At 67.3% G+C, this 20841-nt stretch carries 17 protein-coding genes; 5 read left to right on the top strand and 12 right to left on the bottom strand.

Features of this window, described 5'->3' with window-relative positions; all coding sequences use genetic code 11:
- The first annotated feature begins 24 nt into the window (after window positions 1-24).
- Together AB4Z00_RS13810 and maiA are read left to right on the top strand one after the other, a co-directional pair.
- Window positions 25-615, top strand: coding sequence for a VOC family protein (locus AB4Z00_RS13810; RefSeq protein WP_442046331.1), 591 nt, complete (start codon window positions 25-27; stop codon window positions 613-615).
- Window positions 612-1259: a maleylacetoacetate isomerase gene (gene maiA / locus AB4Z00_RS13805; RefSeq protein WP_442046330.1), complete on the top strand. Its 648-nt coding sequence runs from the start codon at window positions 612-614 to the stop codon at window positions 1257-1259. The genes AB4Z00_RS13810 and maiA overlap by 4 nt, the downstream gene beginning before the upstream one ends.
- An 86-nt stretch (window positions 1260-1345) precedes the next feature.
- Here maiA and AB4Z00_RS13800 read toward each other — a convergent pair whose 3' ends face one another.
- A complete protein-coding gene (locus AB4Z00_RS13800) occupies window positions 1346-1546 on the bottom strand; it encodes a hypothetical protein (RefSeq protein WP_132265197.1) in 201 nt (66 codons plus the stop codon).
- A gap of 71 nt (window positions 1547-1617) precedes the next feature.
- Window positions 1618-2319: an HAD family hydrolase gene (locus AB4Z00_RS13795; RefSeq protein WP_442046329.1), complete on the bottom strand. Its 702-nt coding sequence runs from the start codon at window positions 2317-2319 to the stop codon at window positions 1618-1620.
- 143 nt (window positions 2320-2462) lie between these two features.
- Between AB4Z00_RS13795 and AB4Z00_RS13790 the strand changes: the two genes are divergently transcribed.
- Window positions 2463-2798 (top strand): hypothetical protein, encoded by a 336-nt coding sequence (locus tag AB4Z00_RS13790; RefSeq protein ID WP_442046328.1) that lies wholly within the window; start codon window positions 2463-2465, stop codon window positions 2796-2798.
- A 31-nt stretch (window positions 2799-2829) separates the two neighbouring features.
- Here AB4Z00_RS13790 and AB4Z00_RS13785 read toward each other — a convergent pair whose 3' ends face one another.
- Genes AB4Z00_RS13785 through AB4Z00_RS13770 form a run of 4 tightly spaced genes read right to left on the bottom strand, consistent with a single transcriptional unit; the run spans window position 2830 to window position 7509 of the window.
- Entirely contained in the window at window positions 2830-3849 is a 1020-nt protein-coding gene (locus tag AB4Z00_RS13785) for an arginine N-succinyltransferase (RefSeq protein ID WP_442046327.1), read from the bottom strand.
- Window positions 3846-5054 carry a hydrolase gene (locus AB4Z00_RS13780; protein ID WP_442046326.1) on the bottom strand — a complete coding sequence of 403 codons (1209 nt, stop codon included), beginning with the start codon at window positions 5052-5054 and terminating at the stop codon, window positions 3846-3848. Before AB4Z00_RS13780 ends, AB4Z00_RS13785 begins: the two co-directional genes overlap by 4 nt.
- Complete coding sequence (gene astD, locus AB4Z00_RS13775) at window positions 5051-6481, bottom strand: succinylglutamate-semialdehyde dehydrogenase (protein ID WP_442046325.1); 1431 nt, start codon at window positions 6479-6481, stop codon at window positions 5051-5053. Before astD ends, AB4Z00_RS13780 begins: the two co-directional genes overlap by 4 nt.
- On the bottom strand, window positions 6478-7509 hold the full coding sequence (locus AB4Z00_RS13770) for a 2-oxoadipate dioxygenase/decarboxylase family protein (protein ID WP_442046324.1): 1032 nt from the start codon (window positions 7507-7509) through the stop codon (window positions 6478-6480). The genes astD and AB4Z00_RS13770 overlap by 4 nt, the downstream gene beginning before the upstream one ends.
- Window positions 7510-7820: 311 nt before the next feature.
- On the opposite strand from AB4Z00_RS13770, the gene AB4Z00_RS13765 reads away from it, so the two are divergent.
- Entirely contained in the window at window positions 7821-10208 is a 2388-nt protein-coding gene (locus AB4Z00_RS13765) for a glycosyltransferase family 4 protein (RefSeq protein ID WP_243841139.1), read from the top strand.
- Complete coding sequence (locus tag AB4Z00_RS13760; protein ID WP_132265208.1) at window positions 10180-11490, top strand: glycoside hydrolase family 130 protein; 1311 nt, start codon at window positions 10180-10182, stop codon at window positions 11488-11490. Before AB4Z00_RS13765 ends, AB4Z00_RS13760 begins: the two co-directional genes overlap by 29 nt.
- Window positions 11491-11495: 5 nt before the next feature.
- Here the strand turns inward: AB4Z00_RS13760 and AB4Z00_RS13755 are convergent, their stop codons facing one another.
- From AB4Z00_RS13755 to zwf, 6 genes are all read right to left on the bottom strand, one after another.
- Window positions 11496-12632, bottom strand: coding sequence for a DUF2279 domain-containing protein (locus tag AB4Z00_RS13755; protein ID WP_442046323.1), 1137 nt, complete (start codon window positions 12630-12632; stop codon window positions 11496-11498).
- Between the two features lie 161 nt (window positions 12633-12793).
- Window positions 12794-15580 carry a phosphoenolpyruvate carboxylase gene (locus AB4Z00_RS13750; RefSeq protein WP_442046322.1) on the bottom strand — a complete coding sequence of 929 codons (2787 nt, stop codon included), beginning with the start codon at window positions 15578-15580 and terminating at the stop codon, window positions 12794-12796.
- Window positions 15577-16203 (bottom strand): bifunctional 4-hydroxy-2-oxoglutarate aldolase/2-dehydro-3-deoxy-phosphogluconate aldolase, encoded by a 627-nt coding sequence (eda, locus tag AB4Z00_RS13745; RefSeq protein WP_132265215.1) that lies wholly within the window; start codon window positions 16201-16203, stop codon window positions 15577-15579. The genes AB4Z00_RS13750 and eda overlap by 4 nt, the downstream gene beginning before the upstream one ends.
- Window positions 16200-17204: a glucokinase gene (locus AB4Z00_RS13740; RefSeq protein WP_132265217.1), complete on the bottom strand. Its 1005-nt coding sequence runs from the start codon at window positions 17202-17204 to the stop codon at window positions 16200-16202. Before AB4Z00_RS13740 ends, eda begins: the two co-directional genes overlap by 4 nt.
- A complete protein-coding gene (gene edd / locus AB4Z00_RS13735) occupies window positions 17201-19015 on the bottom strand; it encodes a phosphogluconate dehydratase (protein WP_134095269.1) in 1815 nt (604 codons plus the stop codon). The genes AB4Z00_RS13740 and edd overlap by 4 nt, the downstream gene beginning before the upstream one ends.
- 247 nt (window positions 19016-19262) lie before the next feature.
- Window positions 19263-20720, bottom strand: a complete 1458-nt coding sequence (gene zwf, locus AB4Z00_RS13730; protein ID WP_279388319.1) for a glucose-6-phosphate dehydrogenase — start codon at window positions 20718-20720, stop codon at window positions 19263-19265.
- Window positions 20721-20841 lie beyond the last annotated feature (121 nt).

The following is a 20841-nucleotide window of genomic DNA, read 5'->3' as shown; positions in this document are numbered from 1 at the left end:
CCCGCAATTCCCGGGAGACCGAAGATGACTGACGAGAGCCCGATGCCAGTCCCGATGCCCGACGCGACTTTGGCGCCGAAACTTGGTGGGATCCACCATGTCGCCTACCGTTGCCACGACGCGAAGGAGACCGTCGCGTTCTACCGCGAGGTGATGGGCATGGATTTCATGCTGGCCATCGCCGAGGACAAAGTGCCCTCGACCGGCGCCCCCGATCCCTACATGCACGTCTTCCTCGACTGCGGCGGCGGCAATGTGCTGGCCTTCTTCGAGCTTCCGAATTCACCCGAGATGGGTCGCGACGAGGCGACCCCCGCCTGGGTCCAGCACATCGCCTTCAAGGTGGAGGGCGAGCAGGACCTCCTTTCGGCCAAGCAGCGGGCCGAGGCGCAGGGCATTTCGGTGGTCGGCCCGGTCCATCACGGCGTCTTCAAGTCGATCTACCTGTTCGATCCCAACGGCCACCGCCTCGAACTCGCCTGGCAGTTCGGCAGCTCCGGCCAGATGGCCCAGCTCAAGGCCGTGGCCGACGACATGCTGGAGGAATGGGCGCGCACCAAGAAGGCCCCGCGTCACGCGGCCTGGCTGCACGAGAAGATCGCGGCGGAGACGTGAGGCTCCACGGCTACTGGCGCAGCTCCACCAGCTACCGCCTGCGCATCGCGCTGGGTCTCAAGGGGCTTGAATACGAGCAGGTTGCGGTCAACCTGCTCGACGGGGAGCAGCGCTCCCGGGAGTACCGCCGCCTCAACCCCTACGGCGGTGTTCCGGCGCTGGAGATCGATGGGCGCATCTATGCGCAGTCGATGGCGATACTGGAATGGCTCGACGAGAGCTTTCCCGACCGTCCGTTGCTCCCCCGCGATATCGAGGACCGCTTCGCGTCGCGCGAACTGTCGTTGGCGATCGCCACCGAGCTTCATGCGCCGCTCAACCTGCCGGTGCTCAAATACCTGAAAAACGACCTCGGCCATGCGCAGGACGAAGTGGACGCCTGGTATCGCCACTGGATCGCCCGCACGTTCGAAAGCGTCGAGACGCGGCTGGCGCAGCGTCTGGAGGCGTCACGCGGGGCAGGAGATTTCCTGTTCGATGCGCCGGGGCTGTTCGAATGCGTCCTGGTGCCGCAGCTCTACAATGCGCGGCGGTTTTCCTGCGATCTGTCGGCCTATCCGCACCTGACGCGGATAGATGCGGCCTGCCGGGAGCATCCGGCCTTCATCGCCGCGCATCCCGACCGTCAGCCGGACCGGAACTGAGCGCGTAAGGCTCCCGTCGGCGGAGACGCAGAGAATCCGGCGCTTTCCCTGCGTCCCGATGGGAAAAGACTACCTGACGGGCGTCCTCAGGCCTTCGGCGTGACCCAGACCTCTACGGGCGCGGCGAACTTGCCCGGCGCGGGCTTGCCCACGTGGACGCGGTCGGCGGTGACGAGTTCGCCGGTGGCGAGGTTGAAGCTCGCCCAGGGCTTGGGCATGCGGCCGAACGTCATCTTCTGGATGGGTTGGCCGGTGGTCGAATTCATGATGGTGGCGATAATGCTCATCCGCCCGCCCGTAGCGAGATCGTGGCGGGGCGGTCCAGCGGGCGGGGCAAGCTATGCACCGCCCAATTCGCTCAGCTTTCGGCAGGCGCCAGCAGCAGGTCGCGCAAGGCGTGGAGGCTGGGCAGCACTTGCGCGCAGAGCAGCGTCTGTTCCTCGGTGGCGGGCAGCAGGTCGGGCACCATCACCGTGGCAATCCCGGCCGAAGTCGCCGAGCGGATGCCCGCGGGGCTGTCCTCGATGGCGACGCAGTGCGCCGGATCGACACCGAGGCGGCTGGCGGCCAGCAGGTAGGGTTCGGGGTGGGGCTTGGCCTCGGTCACGTCGTTGCGGGTGACCACGAGATCGAAATAGCGCAGCAGGCCCGCCTTTTCGAGGCGTTGCTGCGCATAAGGCGCTTCCGAGGACGTGGCGATGGCCATGGGAATGCCGGCCTTGGCGAAGTGCTCCAGGATCACCTCGGCGCCGGGCCGCAGCGGTATTCCGGCATCGAGCATGGCCGCGAAGGCCCGGTCGCTCTCCTCGAAGAAGCGATCCAGCGGGAAGTCCGGGCCCATGTGGTCGGCCACCAGGCGGCGCGAACCGTCGCGGTGGATGCCGACCATCGAATTCTGCAGTTCCGCTGCGAGCGGATAGCCCATCGCCTTGCCGGTCTGCGCGAAAGCGCGGCCGTGGGCGGCTTCGGTATCGAGCAGCGTCCCGTCCATGTCGAAGATCGCCGCGCGGATCGGGTCGGGCAGCACGGGGGAGCGAAGCGTATCGGGAAGGGAGGTCATGAGTCCAATATGACCCCTCCCCGTGGCGGGACCATTGCAAAACAGGAATGTCGGCTTGCGGATACGGCAAGTTATGGCATGGCGTGCTGGGCAAGCGAAGGACATCTCGGGACTTCCCGAAGGACAGATATCTGGAAATGCAAATGATCGAGTTGTACCGAGGTTTCGGTTTTTGGCGTGGCACGGCGATACTGGCCGGCTGCCTTGTCCTCATATCGCCGTGGGTCATCCTCGATATATGGCTGTCCGAAGAAATCGACTGGCCCCGTGCTTACGGATTTAGCTGCGGTGGCCGAGGCTGTCTGTTCACGCAGTTGTGGCATAGCCCCATGCTTCTCGGATCAGGAAATGCCTACGAGTTGGCCATGTTCGCACTGCTTTGGTCGATGCCCGTGCTGTTCGCTGGCATCACCATCGCCATCGGGTTTGTACGATATCGCAAGCGGCGGCGAGATCGCATCTTGCCGATGGATTATTAGGCTCAAGTCATAAGCTTTCCATCGGGCGCCCTCACGCGCTGGCGTATGTCACCGTGTCGCCCGGCTTCACGCCCAGCAGCGCGGCGGCGGCGGTGTCCAGGGTCACGCCGCCTTCCGAGACGTCCACTTTGCCGAGACAGGCGCGGAAGGTGGCGAGGTGGCCGGTGGCGACGAGGTGGCTGGCCTCGGTGTCGTCGGCCTGGGCGATCGCGGTGACGGCGGCGCTGCGGGCGTCCTGCACGGTGCGGATCTGGTCGGTCCGGGCGAGCATGGTCGGGCCGCCGTCGAAGATGTCGACGTAGTTCTGGAAGGCGAAGTTCTCGTTCTCCAGCATCCGCATCGCCGGGCGGCCGGAGTAGTGCGGCTGGCCCATCACCTGCCGCGCCGCCTCTGAGAGCAGGGCGCAGTAGATCGGGTGCTTGGGCATCAGGTCGGCAATGAACTGGTTGCCGTGCTTGGCGTTGAATTCGTCGGCATCGCGGAAGCTCATGTCGAAGAAGCGGCCTGCGAGACCGTCCCAGAACGGCGAGTTGCCGGCATCGTCGATGGCACCGCGCAGTTCGGCCAGGGTGGTATCGCCAAAGCGCGCGCGGTGCGTCTTGATGAAGAGGTAGCGGCTGCGGGCCAGCAGCTTGCCCACGCCGGCCGAGCGTTCGGTGGCGTCCAGATAGAGCCCGCCCACTTCGCTGGCGCCGTCGAGATCGGTGCAGAGCGTCAGCATCTCGGCGCGGAAGGTGCGGCCCAGTTCCTGCGAGTGCTGCGTGATCCGGCCGATCCGATAGGAATAGAAGGGAAACTCCGTGCCCACTTGCGAGAAGGCCTGGCAGGTGCCGCGGACTTTGCCCGTGGCGGTATCTTCCAGGATGAACACGAAGAGATCGTTGGCGATGTCCTCGCTTTCGCGCGCGAAGCTCTTGGCCGTGCGCTTCAGCTTGGCGCCCAGCGTGGGCTTGTCCGGCGGCAGGTTGGTGAAGCCGCCGCCCGTGCCCTTCGCCATGCGATAGAGCGCGTCGAGGTCCTTTTCCTGTGCGGTGCGCAGGAGAAACGTCATGCGGGCAAAACTCCGTGGCGGTCGATCCGGTGAAGGACGAGAGCGGTGAGGCGGGCGCGGGCATCGAGGGAGTCGGCCAGCAGGAATTCGTCCGGCGAATGGATCGACCCGCCCAGCGCGCCCATGGTGTCGAGCACCGGAACGCCGCAGGCGGCGATGTTGTTGCCATCGCAGACGCCGCCGGTGTCCTTCCAGTTCATCGGCTGGCCAAGATCGGCGGCGGCCTTGCTGACGGTGCCGTAGAGCGCCTCGGTCTCGGCCGAGATCGCCTTGGGCGGGCGCGAGACGTGGCCGTGGACGTGCATGTGCACGTCATGCGCGGCGGAGACTTCGGCCACGGCGGCCTTGACCAGCGCCTGCGCCTCTGCCGCCAGCTCGGGGGTGGCGGGGCGCATGTTGAAGTGAAGGATCGCCAGGTCCGGCACGGTGTTGTTGGGCGCGCCGCCTTCGATCCTGGCCGGATTCACCGAGAGTCCGGGACGGCGCATCGCGGCGAGGCGCAGGGCGAGATCGCCCGCTGCCACCACGGCATTGCGGCCCTCTTCGGGATTGCGGCCCGCGTGCGCGGAGCGGCCGTGGATCACCACGGCATAGTTCCCGGATCCCGGCCGCGCGCGGGCCATCTGCCCGCCGGGAAGCGCCGGTTCGTAAGTCAATGCTGCCAGTTTGCCGCGCGCCAGATCGGCGATCAGAGCGGCCGAGGACAGCGAGCCGGTCTCCTCGTCGCTGTTGATGAGGACGTCGTAACCAAGGGTCGGGCCGGAGCGCTCGTAAGCGGCAAGCCCGGCCAGCATCAGCGCGAGGCCGCCCTTCATGTCGGCCGTGCCGGGGCCGTGCAGCCTGTTCCCGTCCAGCCAGTCGCAGGTCTGGAAGGGGTGCTCGCGCGGGTAGACGGTGTCCATGTGCCCGGTCAGGATGACCCGGCGGGCCGCCTCCGGCCGTACCGAGAGCACGAGGTGGCGGCCGTGAGCCACGGCGCGGGTCTGGCCCTGGCTGTCGACTTTCTCCACCGGGGCGGGATCGACCAGCCGCACTTCCCCCGGCAGCGCCGCGAAAGCCTGGGCGAGCTGCCCGGCCATCGCGGCCAGCCCCTCGACATGGGCGGTGCCGCTGTTGATCGCCGCCCATTCGAGCGTGTGGGCGAGGATCGGCGCCCGCTCGATCGGGGCCAGGAGGTCCCGTTCCTCGGCGGTGAGAGCGCTCATCCGCCCAGTTTGCCGTGAAGCTTGCCGTTCAGGGCGGCGCTGTTGCCCTGCGCGTCGGCCGCCTCGAAGCTGGCCACCGGATAGGCGCAGTAATCGGCGGCATAATAGGCGCTGGGGCGGTGGTTTCCGCTGTCGCCAAGGCCGCCGAAGGGCATCGATCCGGCCGCGCCGGTGGTCGGGCGGTTGCGATTGACCACGCCCGCGCGGCTCTCCAGCACGAAGCGGTCCCACAAGCCGTCGTCGGCGCTGACGAGGCCGGCGGAAAGACCGAAGCGCGTGGCGTTGGCAGCGGCGATCGCGGCATCGAAGTCCGGGACCCGCGTGACCTGGACGATGGGGGCGAACACTTCCTCGTCAGGCACGTCCACGCCGGTCACGTCGAGAATGCCCGGCGTCACGAAGGCGCCGCTGCGGCCCTCGATCCCGCCGAAAGGCCGCACGACCCGGGCGCCGCGCGCGACCAGTTCGTCGTAACGCTCCGCAGCGGCTTCGGCCGCGCGCTCGGAGATCAGCGGGCCGATCCACGGTTCGGGGGTCTCGTTCCAGGCGCCCACGGTGATCCGGTCCGCCAGCGCGGCGACGGCATCGACCAGGGCCGCGCCGAAATCGTCGTCCGGCACGATCAGGCGGCGCGCGCAGGAACAGCGCTGGCCGGTGGTAATGAAGCTGGACTGGACGACGACCGAGGCGGCCTCGTCGAGATCGCCGTCCCATACCACCAGCGGGTTGTTGCCGCCAAGTTCGAGCGCGAGGATCACGTCCGGCCGATCCGCGAAGATCCGCCGGAAATGCGCGCCGGCGCCGGCCGAGCCGGTGAACAGCAAGCCGTCGATATGGCCTGCCACCAGCGCCTCGCCGGTGGCGCGGGCGCCGTGAACGATCTGGAACACGCCTTCGGGCAGGCCCGCTTCGAACCAGGCATCGGCCATGGCCTGCCCGGTCGCGGGGGTCATCTCGGAGGGCTTGAACACCACCGTGTTGCCCGCCAGCAGGGCCGGGACGATGTGGCCGTTGGGCAAGTGGCCGGGGAAGTTGAAAGGCCCGAGCACGGCCATGACGCCGTGTGGACGGTGGCGCAGAACGGCCTGTCCGAACGGCATGTCGCTGCGTTTCTCGCCCGCGCGCTCGGCTTGTCCGGCAATGGAGATGCCGATCTTGCCGATCATCGAGGCGAGTTCGGCGCGCGTCTCCCAGAGCGGCTTGCCGGTCTCACGCGCGATGACCTCGGCCACGGCGTCCGTGCGGGCTTCCAGCACGGCCTTGTAGCGCTGCACCGCCTCGACCCGGGCCGCCACGGGCAGCGCCGCCCAGCCGGGGAAGGCCGCATGGGCGCGTTCCAGCGCGGCGTCCACGGCCGCGGCGTCCGCGATCGGGCCTTCCCAGACGAGGGCGCCGCTGGCGGGATCGTAGGACCTCAGCTGGTTCATGCGTTCCTCGTGACGGCGAAGATGCCGGTGGCATTGCCAGAATCGAACGTGAGATCGAGCTTGCCGGTCTCGGGATCGATGTCGCGGGTGATGAATTCGTAGAAGGAGCCCGGCACCGGCAGCGGCACTTCGCTGCCGTCGGCCTCGCGGAAGGGGCGCACGACCTTGTCGGCCAGGATCGCCGTCTGGCGGACGCGGCCGTTCTGCGAGATCTCCACCGACGGCTTCATCGGATAGCCGTCTTCCTTCAGTTCCTCGGCCAGGATCATGACATTGGCCGTCCGGGTCGTGGCATGGTTGAAGGCATTGCCCTCGGTGGCGATCCAGGCGCCTTCGCGGGTTTCCGGCAGGAGCACTTCGTAATCCGCCAGCGCCGGGGGCTGATGCTGCCGCTCGAAACAGGCGAGCGCGCCCTTGAGCGCGGTGACGCCCTGCTCGAAGGGGCAGGCGCCCTTGGCGGAAAGCGCGTCCAGCGCCGCCCATTCCGCTTCGCCGAGTGGATCGACGGAAGTGCCGAAGACACTGGCGCAGGCCGCCCGGGCCGCTTCGGCCAGCTGCTCGACATGGAGTTCGGAGACGAAGAACTGCGGGATCGTCTCGGGCAGGTCGCGCTGGACATAGGCGCGGCCGGTCATCTTCAGCTTGGGCAGCGGATAGAGGCCGCCCACTTCATAGCCGAGCGGGATCAGAAAGCGGCCGAAAGCCTCGTGGCCGGCAGGCAGGTCGCCGGTCTCTCCGTCGATGGTGCGCAGGGCGCCGTGGTCGAAGACGATCGTCTCGCCCGCCTCGCGCACGGTCTGGACGTAACGCGCCGCGGTGGGCACGCGGACCAGCAGGTCCGCGAACAGCGCAGCGTTGAGCGCCATCGCGACTTGCGCGCGGGACACGGTATCTCCCGAGCCGGCAAGGGCGGGGTCTATGGTCAGAACGGTCAGGGCCGAAGTCGCGGCATCGTCGCCCACGGCGGCTGACAGCAGCCGGTAGAGCGTCTGGTCCCGATTCGCGAAAGGGGTGGAGGCGGAGGGCATGGTGTTCCCGTCGTTTCTCAGTTTGCGCGTTCGACGGACATAGGAAAGCCCCGGAGCCAAGTCCATGCCGGGCAGGGGTGGGCCCATGCTTTTTTGTCTATACTAAATCGCGACCTGCTTGCGCCTCCGTCGTGCCGCCAGCTCCCGATTCGCAACTGCACAAATGTGAACTTAACGCGTTTCCGGCCTCTGCACGGCCTTCGCGGCGGGCGCTTTGCCGCGACATGTCAGTTTTTTTGCAGTGCAGCGGGAAACTCATGGCACTCTTGGGCTTTCATTGAGCATTCTCCTCCACCTTCTGCGGGGTGCGCATGAACCTGATGCCTCGTGACGAAGAACCCGGCCGGAAATCGGGTTCGGACAAAGTCCGTTCGATCTTCGACGTGATCCCCTCCAGCGGCGACGCCGAGGCGGGGCCTCTCGAAGCGAACAGGCCCGAAGCGGATCGGCCGGCACCGCGGCCCCTGCACATCGCGCTTGTCGGCAACTTTGCACCGCGCAAGTGCGGCATCGCCACTTTCACCACCGACATCTTCGAGAAGCTGCGGGAATTCCATCCCGAGATCACACTCGACGTGCACGCGCTGGACGATCCCGACCACCGGCTGGACTACCGGGACGTCACTGGGACGATCGCTTGCAACGATCCCGAGGACTACGCGCGCGCCGCACGCCAGATCAACGAAGCCGGCGTCGATGCGGTCTGGGTCCAGCATGAATACGGCATCTTCGGCGGCGAGGATGGCGAGATGGTGCTGGACTTCGTGGACCGTCTGGCCGCGCCGCTGGTGCTCACGCTGCACACCGTGCTGTCCGATCCGTCCGAGCGCCAGCGCAAGATCCTGCGCCACCTGATCGCGCGCGCCTCGCGCATCATGGTCATGTCGCATCATTCGCGAAACCTGCTGGAGAGCGAATACGACGCCCCGCCGCGCATCCTCGAAGTGATCGAGCACGGCGCGCCGGACCGTCCCTTCGGCCGCCAGGACGAATTCAAGGAGCAGCTGGGTCTCGACGGCCGCAAGGTGCTCATGACGTTCGGCCTGCTCAGCCGCGGCAAGGGCCTGGAACACGCGATCCGGGCGCTGCCGGCCATCGTCGCGCGCCATCCCGAGGTGATCTACCGCATCGTCGGCGCCACGCATCCCAATCTCGTCGCTTACGAGGGCGAGGCCTATCGCGAGGAATTGCAGGCCCTGGCCGATCGGCTGGGCGTGCTCTCGCACATCGCCTGGGAAAACCGCTTCCTCGAAACCGACGAACTGCTCGACCAGCTCGAAGCCTGCGACATCTACCTGACGCCCTATCTGGGGATGCAGCAATCGACGTCCGGCACGCTCAGCTATGCCGTGGCGGTGGGCAAGGCGGTGGTGTCCACGCCTTATGTCCATGCCCGCGAACTGCTGGGCGAGGGGATCGGCCGCCTGATCGAGCCGGGCTCCAGCGAGGCGATCGCCGAAGCGGTCAACGCCCTGCTCGATCGTCCGGCAGACCTCACCGCCATGCAGCGCCGCGCCTGGGCGCGGGGCCGCGAGATGATCTGGCCGCGCTTCGCCGACGCCAGCCTGCGCCTGGTAGACCGGGCCCGCGCGCCTGAGCCGGCGATGCCGCCGATTACCGCGACGCCGGGCCTCGCCGCCGTGCTGGCGATGAGCGACGCCACCGGCATGCTCCAGCACTCGGTGGGCGTGGTGCCGGACCGCCGCCACGGGTATTGCCTGGACGACAATGCCCGCGCGCTCATGCTGATGAACGTCGCGCGCGGCCTGCCGGTGGCCGAGCGGATGAAGTGGAGCCTTGCCTACGCGGCCTTCGTGCAGTCGGCATGGAACCCTGACCTTGCGCGCTTCCGCAACTTCATGCGCTTCGACCGGGGCTGGTGCGAGGACGAGGGTTCGGAAGATTCCAACGGTCGCGCCATCTGGTCACTGGGGCACACATACGAACGGGCGCCGGATCAGAGCCTTTCGGAATGGGCGCTCCAGCTGTTCGAGGACGTGCTCCCCCGGCTGGCCACGATCGAGGCGCCCCGCGCCCGCGCCTTCGCCATGCTCGGCGCCTGCGCGGTGCTGCGGCGCGATCCCCGCAATGCGGCGGCGCTGGAGTGCGCGCGGGACGGGGGCGATTTTCTCATGCGCCTGCTCGGCCATGGGCGCCGTCCCGACTGGGCCTGGTTCGAAGCCGTGCTCGGCTATGACAACCCCCGGCTGCCGCAGGCCCTGATCGAAGCGGGCCGCGCGCTGGACCGGGAAGCCTGGATCGGGGCCGGCCTGGAAACGCTGGAATGGATTTGCCGCCAGCAGGTCTCCGCGCGCGGCCAGTTCCGCCCGATCGGCTCGGAAAGCTTCGGCAAGCCGCATGGCTACCTGCCGTTCGACCAGCAGCCACTGGAAGCCCAGGCCGCCATCGAGGCAGCCTGCTCCGCCTGGACCGCCACGCATGGTGCCTTCTGGGTGGAACATGCGCTGACGGCATGGCGCTGGTTCTTCGGCGGCAATGATCGCGGCGTCATTCTGGCGGACATTGCGACGGGCCGTTGCCGGGATGGGGTCACACCGAGGGGAGTCAACGCCAATTGCGGTGCGGAATCCATTCTCGCCTTCCAACTTTCGCACTATGCTCTGGCCGAGCTTGCCGTGTCGGCACCGCTCGGACGTGGAGGAGGATTGCTTGAATCGGCCCGAGAACGTCTGGTCTGAACCGCTCCATGTTTTTGAGACTCGCCTTTACGCCGATCCGGCGCGAGTCGTGCTGCGCCCGTTCCACTTGGGCTGGCAGGGCAAGAACGCGCCCGGCGGCCGTGCGAACAAACTCGTGGAGGATATCGCCGGCCTGAGCGAAGAGCAGGTGGCCTCCGAGTACGAGCGCGTGCTGCGCGACTTCAAGGAGCGGCACTGGCAGACCGAGAACATATTCGCCGACCGCTTCCTGGAAGTTGCGTCGAATCTGGATCTTGATCCCACCCAGTTTTCCGAGACGCGCCAGCGGCTGATCGGGGCCTATTTCTGCCACGAATATACCTTCGCGGCAGCGGCCCTGATGAACCCTTCCATCGTGCCTGCGCCCGACCAGTCTGGAATGCAGGACGGCGCGGTGCGCTTCATCATGTCGCTGCGGGCCGTGGGCGAAGGGCACATCAGCTCCATCGCCTTCCGCGAAGGCATAGCCGAGGCCGACGGCACGTTCTGCCTCTGGCCGCAGGCCTCCTTCGCGACGTCCGTGGAACTGGACGAGGAAGGCGAAGTCGATGCCGACGGCGCCGTCTCGGTCCACCGCCATCCCGAATCGAGCCTGTCCAACACCGTGATCTTCCCGATCACCGAACAGCAGCGCGGCGGGCTGGAAGACTTGCGCCTCGTGCGGTTCGACCATGGCGGCGGCGACTTCGAATGGGTGGGCACTTACACGGCCTATTCGGGCAGTTCGATCCGTTCCGAACTGCTGCGCACGCGCGATTTCCGGGCGTTCGAGCTGGAGCCAATCCGCGGCCGTGCCGGTCGCAACAAGGGCATGGCGCTGTTTCCCGAGAAGATCGACGGCCAGTTCGCCATGGTCGGGCGGCAGGACGGCAAGAACCTGTTCCTGCTCCGCTCCGATTCGCTCGACATGTGGGACGACGACGGCGTGCTGCTGATGGAGCCGAAATACCCCTGGGAATTCATCCAGATCGGCAATTGCGGCAGCCCGATCCCGACCGAGCACGGCTGGCTGCTGTTCACGCACGGTGTCGGCGCCATGCGCAAATATGCGCTCGGCTGCGCCTTGCTGGACCTGAAGGACCCGTCGAAAGTCCTTGCCCGCACGGTCGAGCCGGTGCTGACGGCGGAAAATGCCGACCGCTCGGGCTATGTGCCGAACGTGGTCTATACCTGCGGCGCCCTGAAAGTGGGCGAGCGGCTGCTCCTGCCCTACGGCATTTCCGATAGCACCGTGGGCTTCGCCACTTGCGAGATCGACGGGCTGCTGAAGCTGATGGCCTGATCGCCTCAGGTCCCCAGGTGCCCGGTCGTGTCGTAGCGGATCGAGGTATAGGGCACCTGGAAGTAGTCCAGCACCGTGTAGCCCGCCTTGCCCAGCCTTGAGCGGGAGCGGCCGAACAGCAGTTCGCCGAGGTTGAGGCCCAGGCCCACGAACAAGTGGCGCTTGGGTTCCTTGCCGGCTAGGCGGTCGTCGATCATGAAATCGCTGCCGTAGTAGCCCACTTGCAGGTCCACGAAGCGCAGCGGCGTGCGCTCCAGTGCTTCGAAACCCGCCCCCTTGAAAGAGAGCATGTAGCGCTGCTGAGCATAATGGGCCTGTCCGCGGTAGCTGTAGATATTGTCGTCCGGGATGATCTCGATCTTGAAGGCGACTTTCTCGCGCATGCCGGGCACCGTGTTGCGCAGGACCGAAAAGCCCGCGCCGACCAGGTTCATCGTGATGTCCTGCATCGAATAGCCGCTGTCCGTCTCGATCCCGTCCGAAATCTCGTTGAGCGCCATGAAAGTCGAGGCGAGGATCGCCGCCGTCACCGCGTCGCCTTGCGAGGCATGGGTCTTGTCGTGGAGCCGCATGTGCAGGATTTCGGCGATCAGGTATGTGTCGAAGGCATGAGTGAGCTTGTCGATGCCGAGGTTGGTGGTGTCCTTCCCGAACCAGCCCTCGTTGTGGAAGTGGAAGCTGGTGGTCTCGCGGAACAGCTTCTTGCCGCTCTGGAGGCTGAAATAGCCGAGCAGGATCAGCGTCTCCCACTTGATCGTGCCGAGCTGGCTGAAGAAGTCGGGATTGGCGGCGTAAGCGCGCGGCACATGGTCCGACCAGCGGCGCGGCTGCAGTTCGGCAGGGAGCATGGGCGGCAGGCGATCCCCCGGACCGGCGCCGGGTTCGCCGCTGGGCCGGACGAGCGGCGCATCACCCGGGTCCTCCAGCGAAATCTGGCCGGTTTCCGTGCCGGACAGCGGCGTGTCGAACGGGCTGCGCGGGCGTTCCCGAGCCTCGGCCAGATCGGCCAGATCCCACTGCGCCAGGCTGGCGTCTGCCTCGGCGTCAGGGGCGAGATCGGGCCATTCGCCGAAGCCATGGGCCCGGGCGGGCGCGGCGAGGAAAACGGTCAGGACCAAGGAACCGAGAAGCAAGTTGCGCATGCATCATCCCCGGCCCCCGGAGCAGACGTGATGTGCGACCAACCGGGTGCGAGTAGGCGCCCGAAAAACCGGAAATTCAACTAGGACTTTCATGGATATGCCGGGCGGGGCGAGAGAGCATCGCCGCTCTCCCGCCCCGCCCGGCGGAACCCTGGGCCGGATCAGCCGTGCGCGCCGAACTCGTTCGCCAGCGCCGTGGTGATCCGCAGGGACAGGGCATAGGAGCGGGCGATCGGGTCGATGTAATCGCTGTGGATGCGGGTATAGCCGGTCGCGCTCGAGTCCGGGTAGTCGCTGGGGCAATCCACCTTGAAGTCGTCGATCGAGGGGAAGCTGGTGGGGAAGGCGCGGCGCAGCTGGGCCAGGCCATCCTCGACGCGCAAGGTGAAGAACATCTCCAGCACGTCGTCGCGGCTGATGTCGTTGGCGCGGCTGAAGGGCGGCACCATCACCGCGCGCAGGAACATGTGCTTGAACAAGGCGATGCGCAGGGACTGGAGCACGCCCAGGCTGCGGCGGGTGTGCTCGCGGTCCGGCAGCGGGGCTTCGTCCGGCAGCAGGTCGAGCAGGAAGTGCAGCTTCATCGCGTCGACGCGCAGGCGCGAGGCGAGGCGGCGAAACACGCCGGTGCGATCGTCCTTGGTCAGGTATTCGGCCAGCTTCAGGCAGGCCTCGGCGATATACTGCTCGTCGCCGCGATAGGGGCGGCTGGCCCAGTAGGCGGAATTGAACAGCTCGCCATAAGCCGCCACGGTCTTGATCGAGGCCAGCGCATTGGCACTGCGCGCCAGCCGCATGAGTTGCTGGCCGCGCTCGCTTTCGCGCAGGAGCACGGCAATTTCCTCGCGGTTGCCGTCGGAGGCGGTGCCGATCCCGGCGATCACGTTCACCGGGTAGCCGAGCTGCTGGAGGATGGCGTTGTGCGGGATCGCGCGGATCTGCCGCAGGCTCATCGAACGGTCGGAAGCGAGGTCCGACTGGCGGCGCGACTTGCGGCTGCCGGTATCGTTGAGCAGGCCCAGCCCGAAAGCGGTGATCGCGCGGCTATAGGTCGCGCTTTCGAGATGCTCGTGCTGGACGCCGCGGATCGCCCGGTAGAAATCGAGGCTGAGATCGGTGCGGCGGTAGAACAGATCGGTGGGCGCATCGGCATCGGCGCCCCAGAGCGGCATTTCGGCCATGCGCGTGAGCGTGGCGAGGGCCAGTTCGTCCGAGCCGAACCAGAGGTAGCCGTCCCCGCCCTGGAACGAGACTTCCGGTTCCAGCCGGATGCCGGCGCGCAGGAAGCGCCGGCGCGCCCAGGGCGACATCGGCCACTGGAAGCGGTCCTTGATGCTGGAAGGATGAGCGCCGCGGCCCATCGATTCGCCGTGGGTGTTGAAGATCAGCGCCGAAACGTCGGTCAGCCCGTTGGCGACCATCGCTTCGGACAAGCGGCCCTGAAGACGCTCGATGGCGAGTGCGGCGGGCACCTGGCCGACGAAACGGCCCGCGTCCGAGAAGCCGGTCTGGATCGAGACGCGGCCGCGCTTGCGCGCATAGTCGCGGTAGGCAGGCTCTGCCAGCACGGCATCGACGAAGCGGCCGCCATGTTCCAGCGCGCTTTCGGTCTCGAACAGCGGCGAGACGTCCACCTTGTCGTCGATCCCGAACATGCGCGCGAAATAGAGCGCGGCCAGGATCGTCGTCGGTTCCTCGCACTCGGCCACGAGCATGCGGATCGGTGCATCGGCGTCGATATGGGCCAGGATCTGCGCCATGGCCAGGAACTGGCGCACGGCGGTGGAATTCTCGATGGCGAGCGCGGCGAAGTTGGACTTGAGCGGCACGACTTCGGCCAGCAATTCGCGCATGCGGACCAGCGCGGCCTGGCTGGCGAGCGAAAGCTTGCCTTCCGGGTCGATGCGGAGGCGGATCGCGTTCTGGAGCTGGGAGGCGTTCACCCGGAAGTGGATCCAGCCCATGCCCAGGCCGTCCGCCCGCATGGCGGCGGCAGTCACGAGCAGGGTGCGCGCAATTTCCTGATCGGCATGGCGCGCTTCGTTTTCCAGCGCGGTGATGACCCCTTCCAGGCTGACCAGCCGGTCGGCATGATCCGCGGTCAGCGCGTTGGCGGCTTCCGAAAGCGCCTCCGGTGAGGAAAGATCGGCGGCGAAACGGGCGACCATCTCCTCGGTCAGCTTGCCGGCGCGGGCCAGCTTCTGCGCGATGTCCGGCGCGGCCTGCATGAGGCTTTCCGCATAGCCGGCGAGGCGCAGCGCCTTTTCCTGAAGGCGGTAGCGGATCGAGGTGGACCAGCCGATATCGGTGCGGCCGTCCATGTCGTAGCCGACCCACGAGGCGAAGCGCGCCGGCATCGGGTTCAGCCCGCGCCAGCGCTTCGGCCAGCGGGCGGCGGCAATGTCGAAGAGGCGGGCGTTGATGCGGTCGCGGGCCTTCTGGCCGCGCGCGATCGCTTCCATCGCCTTGTCATGCTCGTAATCGAGCGTGATCTGGTCGCGATCGGAAGATGCGGCGCAGACCGTGGCGTCGCTGAAATCGCCGTTCGAGGCCGAAACGGCCACGGCCTCGGTCTGCGCGGTGGAGAGCAGGAACGTGGGGTGTGCGGTGAAGACCACATGGGCGGCCGGGCGCTGCCAGCGGACGGCGAAGGCGGTGAAGTCGTCCTCCTCGGCCGCCGCGTCGATCCGTGCGTCGTTCTCGGCAAGGCCGACGGGGGCGAGCAGCCGGTCGAGACGGGCGGCACGGGCGCGCAGGCCCTCGCACTCCATCTCGGCGACGAGAGCCTCGATATGATCGAGGCTCATCTCGCCGGTTTCCAGCCGCCGCGACAGTTCGAGGCCGAGCTGGAAGACCGGGTTGTAGAGCGGCGTCTGGGCCGTGAGGACGTGCAGTTCCTGGAGCCGCTTGTCGAGGTCCTCGACGGTGGTCAGAGCCGCCCCGCTCACTGGGCGAGCCCTGCTGCCGCGCGGGCCGCCGTCTCGATCGCGGCGACGTCCGGCTTGCCCTTGGGGACCATCCAGCTGCCGCCGACGCAGAGCACGGCATCGAGGGCGAGCCATTCCGGTGCGTTCTGGGGCGTCACGCCGCCGGTGGGGCAGAACTTCGCTTTGAACAGCGGGGCCGCGATCGCCTTCAGCGCCGAAGGTCCGCCCGCCGCCATGGCGGGGAAGAACTTCAGCCGGTCGAATCCGCATTCCAGCGCGAACATCACGTCGCTGGCATTGGCGGTGCCGGGCAGGAACGGAATTTGCGACTTGTAGGCGGCTTCGGCCAGCATCGGCGTGAGGCCGGGCGAGACGATGAACTCGGCGCCCGCGTCGATCGAGCGCTTGAGGTCGTCGGGCGACAGCACGGTGCCCGCGCCCACCACGGCACCGGGAACCTGCTTCATGATCTTGATCGCCTCGATCGCGCATTCGGTGCGCAGCGTCACCTCAAGCGCGGGCAGGCCGCCGGCGACGAGCGCTTCGGCGATCGGCAGGGCGTGTTCGATATCCTCGATCACCAGCACCGGGATCACCGGGGCCAGACGCATGACCTTTTCGACGGCTTCGGACGGGCTGCTCATTGGACGTGCTCCCTGACATAGGCGGCAGCCGCGCCGTAGAGGCCGGGCTGCGGGTGAGTGATGAGCTTGACGGGGATCTGCGCCATCATAGAGGCGAAGCGCCCCTTGGCGCGGAAGCGCTCCGAAAAGCCCGAGGACAGAATGGTTTCGCGGATACGGTAGCCGAGGCCCCCGGCGATGACGACGCCGCCGGCGCCGTGCGCCAGCGCATAGTCGCCCGCCGCGCTGCCCAGCGAGAGGCAGAAACGGTCCACGGCGGCGGCGGCCAGCGGGTCTTCGTAGTTGGTGCCGGCGGTCCAGATCTCCACGTCGGTCAGGTCGTGGACGGCGCGGTTCTCCATGGCGGCGAGCGTCTGGTAGATATCGACGATGGCCGGGCCGGAGACGACGCGCTCCACCGAGACGCGGTTGTGGCGCTTGCGCAGGCGCGCGAGCACGGCATCCTCGATCAGGTCGAGCGGGGCATAGTCGACATGGCCGCCTTCAGTGGCCTGCACATGGTAGAATCCGCCCTGGCCGTGCGGGAGCCCGTTGCGCCACAAGTGCGCGACGCCGAGCCCGGTGCCCGGGCCGAGCACGCTGAGCGTGCCGGTGGCGGGCAGCGGCCCTTCCGGCCCGGCCAGGTGCAGGAACTGGTCTTCCGGCGCCAGCGCCACGGCATAGGCGACCGCCGCGAAGTCATTGACGACGGTATAGTGTTCGACGCCCATCTTCTCGGGGATCATCGCGGGGCGAATGATCCAGGGGTTGTTGGTGAAGCGGATCACCTCGCCGCCGACCGGGCCGGCTATCGCGATCGAGATGGCATCGGGCAGATGCCCGCCATTGCGCTCGCGGAAAGCCTGCCATGCCAGCTGGAAGCTGCCGTGTTCGCTGGTGTGCAGGGTGACGGGTTCGCCCAGCGTGATCCGGCCCTGGCCGTCTACCGAGGCCAGCGCGAAGCGGGCGTGCGTGCCGCCGATATCGACGGCGACGAGTTCGGTTGTCTCAGCCGCACTCACAGGCCCGCGACCTCCAGCATCGAGGAGCCGCCCTGTTCGGCGCCGCCCGCGTTGATGCGGAACATCGCGAAGAGTTCGCGGCCCATGCCCTCGGCAGGAGCGGGCAGGGGCGCGGGGGTGCGGCCCGAGAGGTCGGCCGTGGTGGACAGCGTGCCGTCCTCGGCCGAGAGGCGCACGATATCGCCGTCCTGGAGATAGGCGATGGGGCCGTCCGCCAGGGCTTCCGGGGTGACGTGGATCGCGGCAGGAACCTTGCCCGAAGCGCCCGACATGCGGCCGTCGGTCACCAGTGCCACCTTGAAGCCGCGATCCTGCAGCACGCCCAGCGGCGGCGTCAGCTTGTGCAGTTCGGGCATGCCGTTGGCGCGCGGGCCCTGGTGGCGCACGACCACCACGACGTCGCGGTCAAGCTCGCCCGCCTTGAAGGCGTTGATGACGGCTTCCTGCGTCTCGAACACGCGGCACGGTGCCTCGATGGTCCAGCGCTCCTGGTCGACCGCGCTCGTCTTGAACGTGGCGCGCCCGACATTGCCGGAGACGAGGCGCATGCCGCCGTCGGGCAGGAAGGGCTTTGCCACCGTGCTCAGCATGGCATCGTCGCCGCTGACGGTGGGGGCGGGCTTCCACTTGAGTTCGCCGTCGTCGAGGGTCGGCTCGGTGGCATAGGCGCGCATGCCGTCCTTCGAGACGGTGAGGATGTCCTCATGCGCGAGCCCCGCATCCAGCAATTCGCGCACCACCCAGCCCATGCCGCCGGCGGCGTGGAAGTGGTTCACGTCGCCCGAACCGTTGGGGTAGACGCGGGTGATGAGCGGGACGGCGGCCGAAAGCTCGTCGAAGTCCTGCCAGTCGATCTGGATGCCGGCGCAGCGGGCCATGGCGGGCAGGTGGATCGCGTGGTTGGTCGATCCGCCGGTGGCCAGCAGGCCGACGATGGCGTTGACGATCGCCTTCTCATCGACGAGGTGGCCCATCGGCCGGAAGTCGTCGCCCTTGCGGGTCATCTCGGTCACGCGGTGGACGGCGGCGCGGGTCACGGCCTGGCGCAGCGAGGTGCCGGGCGGCACGAAGGCGGCGCCGGGCATGTGCAGGCCCATCATCTCCATCATCATCTGGTTGGAGTTGGCCGTGCCGTAGAACGTGCAGGTACCGGCCGAGTGATAGGAGGCGCTTTCGCTGGCCAGCAGCTCCTCACGCCCGACCTTGCCCTCTGCATAGAGCTGGCGGACCTTCTGCTTTTCCTTGTTGGAAATGCCGCTGGGCATGGGGCCCGAAGGGATGAACACGGCGGGCAGGTGGCCGAAGCGCAAAGCGCCCATGACCAGGCCCGGCACGATCTTGTCGCAGATGCCCAGCAGGGTCATGCCGTCGTACATCGCGTGGCTGAGCGAGACGGCGGTGGACAGGGCGATGGTGTCACGGCTGAACAGCGAAAGTTCCATGCCGTCGAAGCCCTGGGTCACGCCGTCGCACATGGCGGGCACGCCGCCTGCGACTTGCGCGGTTGCGCCCACTTCGCGGGCATAGAGCTTCATCTGCTCCGGATAGCGGCCATAAGGCTGATGGGCCGAGAGCATGTCGTTGTAGGCGGTGACGATGCCGACGTTGATCGCCTTGCCCGTGGCGATGGCGGGCTTGTCTTCGCCGCTGGCGGCAAATCCGTGCGCGAGGTTCGAGCACGAAAGGAACGACCGGTCCGAATGACGGCCGGCTTCGCGCTCGACCAGGGCGAGGTAGCGGGCGCGGCTGGGCTTCGATCGTTCGATGATGCGATCGGTCACGCGGGCGACCACCGGGCTGAGGTTGCTCATGGGGTTACTCCTGCACTTTCCGTCTGTCTTTTTTGTCTCAGCCTCCCGAAGCCGCCGCTGCGGGATCTCCCGAGCGGGGCTTGAAGGCATTCAGGTAACCGGTGTCAACACATATCTTCCACCGGTTTGCGGGGGAATTTCACGCGGCCGGGCATGGAGGACCGTTCACGCACCCGGTCATATAGGGTGCGTGCCGGGTTCATGCCCGCGCCGGCTGCCTTGCTGGAGCCCGATCACGCATGCGCGATCACTCGTGCCAAGTGACGCCGTCGCGCTCGGCGAGGGCGATGGCGGCGGAGGGACCCCAGCTTCCGGCGGTATAAGTCTTCGGCTCCTGGCCCTGGTCTTCCCACTCGGCGCGGATGGCGTCGATCCACTCCCATTGCGCTTCCACCTCGTCACGGCGGACGAACAGCGTCTGCTCGCCCTCGATCAGGTCGAGCAGCAGGCGCTCGTAAGCGATGCGGCGCTGCGGGCCGGCGAAAGCGTCGGGCATGGTGATGGCGAGCGGGATGGAGCGCAGGCCGAAGCCGTTGCGGTCCAGCCCCGGCACCTTGGCCATGAGCGAGAGCGTGATGTTCTCGCTCGGCTGGATGCCGATGACCAGGCGGTTGGGCACCGTGCGGGCGCCGCGGCCGTGGAAGATCGAGTGCGGCACGTCGCGGAACTGCACGACGATCTCGGTCGTGCGCTTGGGCAGGCGCTTGCCGGTGCGCAGATAGAAGGGCACGCCCTGCCAACGCCAGTTGTCGATATGCGCCTTGATCGCGACGAAAGTCTCGGTGTTCGAATCCTTGCCGAGTTCGTCGTCATAGCCCGGCACGGCCTGGCCGCCGATGGCGCCGGCGCGGTACTGGCCGGTGACGGTCTCGTTGGCGGCAACCTTGCGCAAGCTGCGCAGGATCTTCACCTTCTCGTCGCGCACGCTGGTGGCGTCGTAGCTGACCGGCGGCTCCATCGCGACAAGCGCGAGCAGCTGGAGCATGTGGTTCTGCACCATGTCGCGCAGCGCGCCCGAATCGTCATAATAGGCCACGCGCGATTCAAGGCCGACGGTCTCGGCCACGGTGATCTGCACATGGTCGATATGCGCGGCGTTCCACAGCGGTTCGAACATCAGGTTCGCGAAGCGCAGCGCCAGCAGGTTCTGGACGGTTTCCTTGCCCAGGTAGTGGTCGATGCGGAAGATGCGGTCTTCCGGGAAAGCGCGGGCGACGGCGTCGTTGATGACCTTGCTGGAGGCGAGATCGATGCCGAGCGGCTTTTCCAGGCCGATGCGCACGTTTTCGCCGGCCAGGCCGCTGGCCTGAAGGCCGCGAATGGTCGGCTCGAACAGGCTGGGCGCCGTGGAGAGGAAGATCGAGAGGCCGTCCTGCGGCTGGCCGACTTTGGCGGCCAGGGCGTTGAAGCCTTCCATCTGGTTGGCGTCCAGCGTCTGGTACGACAGCCGGTTGAGGAAGCGCGCCATGCCGCCGCGCCGTTCGGCGGGCAGGAACTGTTCGAGCGAGGCCCGCGCGAAATTGCGGAACTCGGCGTCGTCATGCTCGGACCGGGCCGTGCCGATGATCTCGACCTTGGGGTCCAGCAGGCCCTCCGCATCGAGGGCGCAGAGCGAGGGAAGCAGCATGCGGCGGGAGAGATCGCCCGTCGCGCCGAACAGGAGCAGTCGGTCTGACGTGAATGGAGCGGAAATGGAATTGGTCACTTGGCGCTGTCCACCTTCTGGGGGTTTATCCACCTATAGGGTCATTTTCCGCCGGGGATCGACGGGCTCCTCCTCCTGCGTTCCCTGTCATACCTTCCCGCGAGGAAGAGCTGCCTCTCTT

Source organism: Novosphingobium sp. YAF33, from assembly GCF_052113265.1.
GTDB lineage: Bacteria > Pseudomonadota > Alphaproteobacteria > Sphingomonadales > Sphingomonadaceae > Novosphingobium.
This window is presented reverse-complemented; position numbering and strand designations above follow the sequence as displayed.

Excerpts from the sequence above, each read along its gene's own strand:
- AB4Z00_RS13810 (WP_442046331.1), top strand. The coding sequence starts at position 25 with ATGACTGACGAGAGCCCGATGCCAGTCCCGATGCCCGACGCGACTTTG.
- AB4Z00_RS13800 (WP_132265197.1), bottom strand. The coding sequence starts at position 1,546 with ATGAGCATTATCGCCACCATCATGAATTCGACCACCGGCCAACCCATC.
- AB4Z00_RS13795 (WP_442046329.1), bottom strand. The coding sequence starts at position 2,319 with ATGACCTCCCTTCCCGATACGCTTCGCTCCCCCGTGCTGCCCGACCCG.
- AB4Z00_RS13790 (WP_442046328.1), top strand. The coding sequence starts at position 2,463 with ATGATCGAGTTGTACCGAGGTTTCGGTTTTTGGCGTGGCACGGCGATA.
- AB4Z00_RS13785 (WP_442046327.1), bottom strand. The coding sequence starts at position 3,849 with ATGACGTTTCTCCTGCGCACCGCACAGGAAAAGGACCTCGACGCGCTC.
- AB4Z00_RS13780 (WP_442046326.1), bottom strand. The coding sequence starts at position 5,054 with ATGAGCGCTCTCACCGCCGAGGAACGGGACCTCCTGGCCCCGATCGAG.
- astD (WP_442046325.1), bottom strand. The coding sequence starts at position 6,481 with ATGAACCAGCTGAGGTCCTACGATCCCGCCAGCGGCGCCCTCGTCTGG.
- AB4Z00_RS13770 (WP_442046324.1), bottom strand. The coding sequence starts at position 7,509 with ATGCCCTCCGCCTCCACCCCTTTCGCGAATCGGGACCAGACGCTCTAC.
- AB4Z00_RS13765 (WP_243841139.1), top strand. The coding sequence starts at position 7,821 with ATGAACCTGATGCCTCGTGACGAAGAACCCGGCCGGAAATCGGGTTCG.
- AB4Z00_RS13755 (WP_442046323.1), bottom strand. The coding sequence starts at position 12,632 with ATGCGCAACTTGCTTCTCGGTTCCTTGGTCCTGACCGTTTTCCTCGCC.
- eda (WP_132265215.1), bottom strand. The coding sequence starts at position 16,203 with ATGAGCAGCCCGTCCGAAGCCGTCGAAAAGGTCATGCGTCTGGCCCCG.
- edd (WP_134095269.1), bottom strand. The coding sequence starts at position 19,015 with ATGAGCAACCTCAGCCCGGTGGTCGCCCGCGTGACCGATCGCATCATC.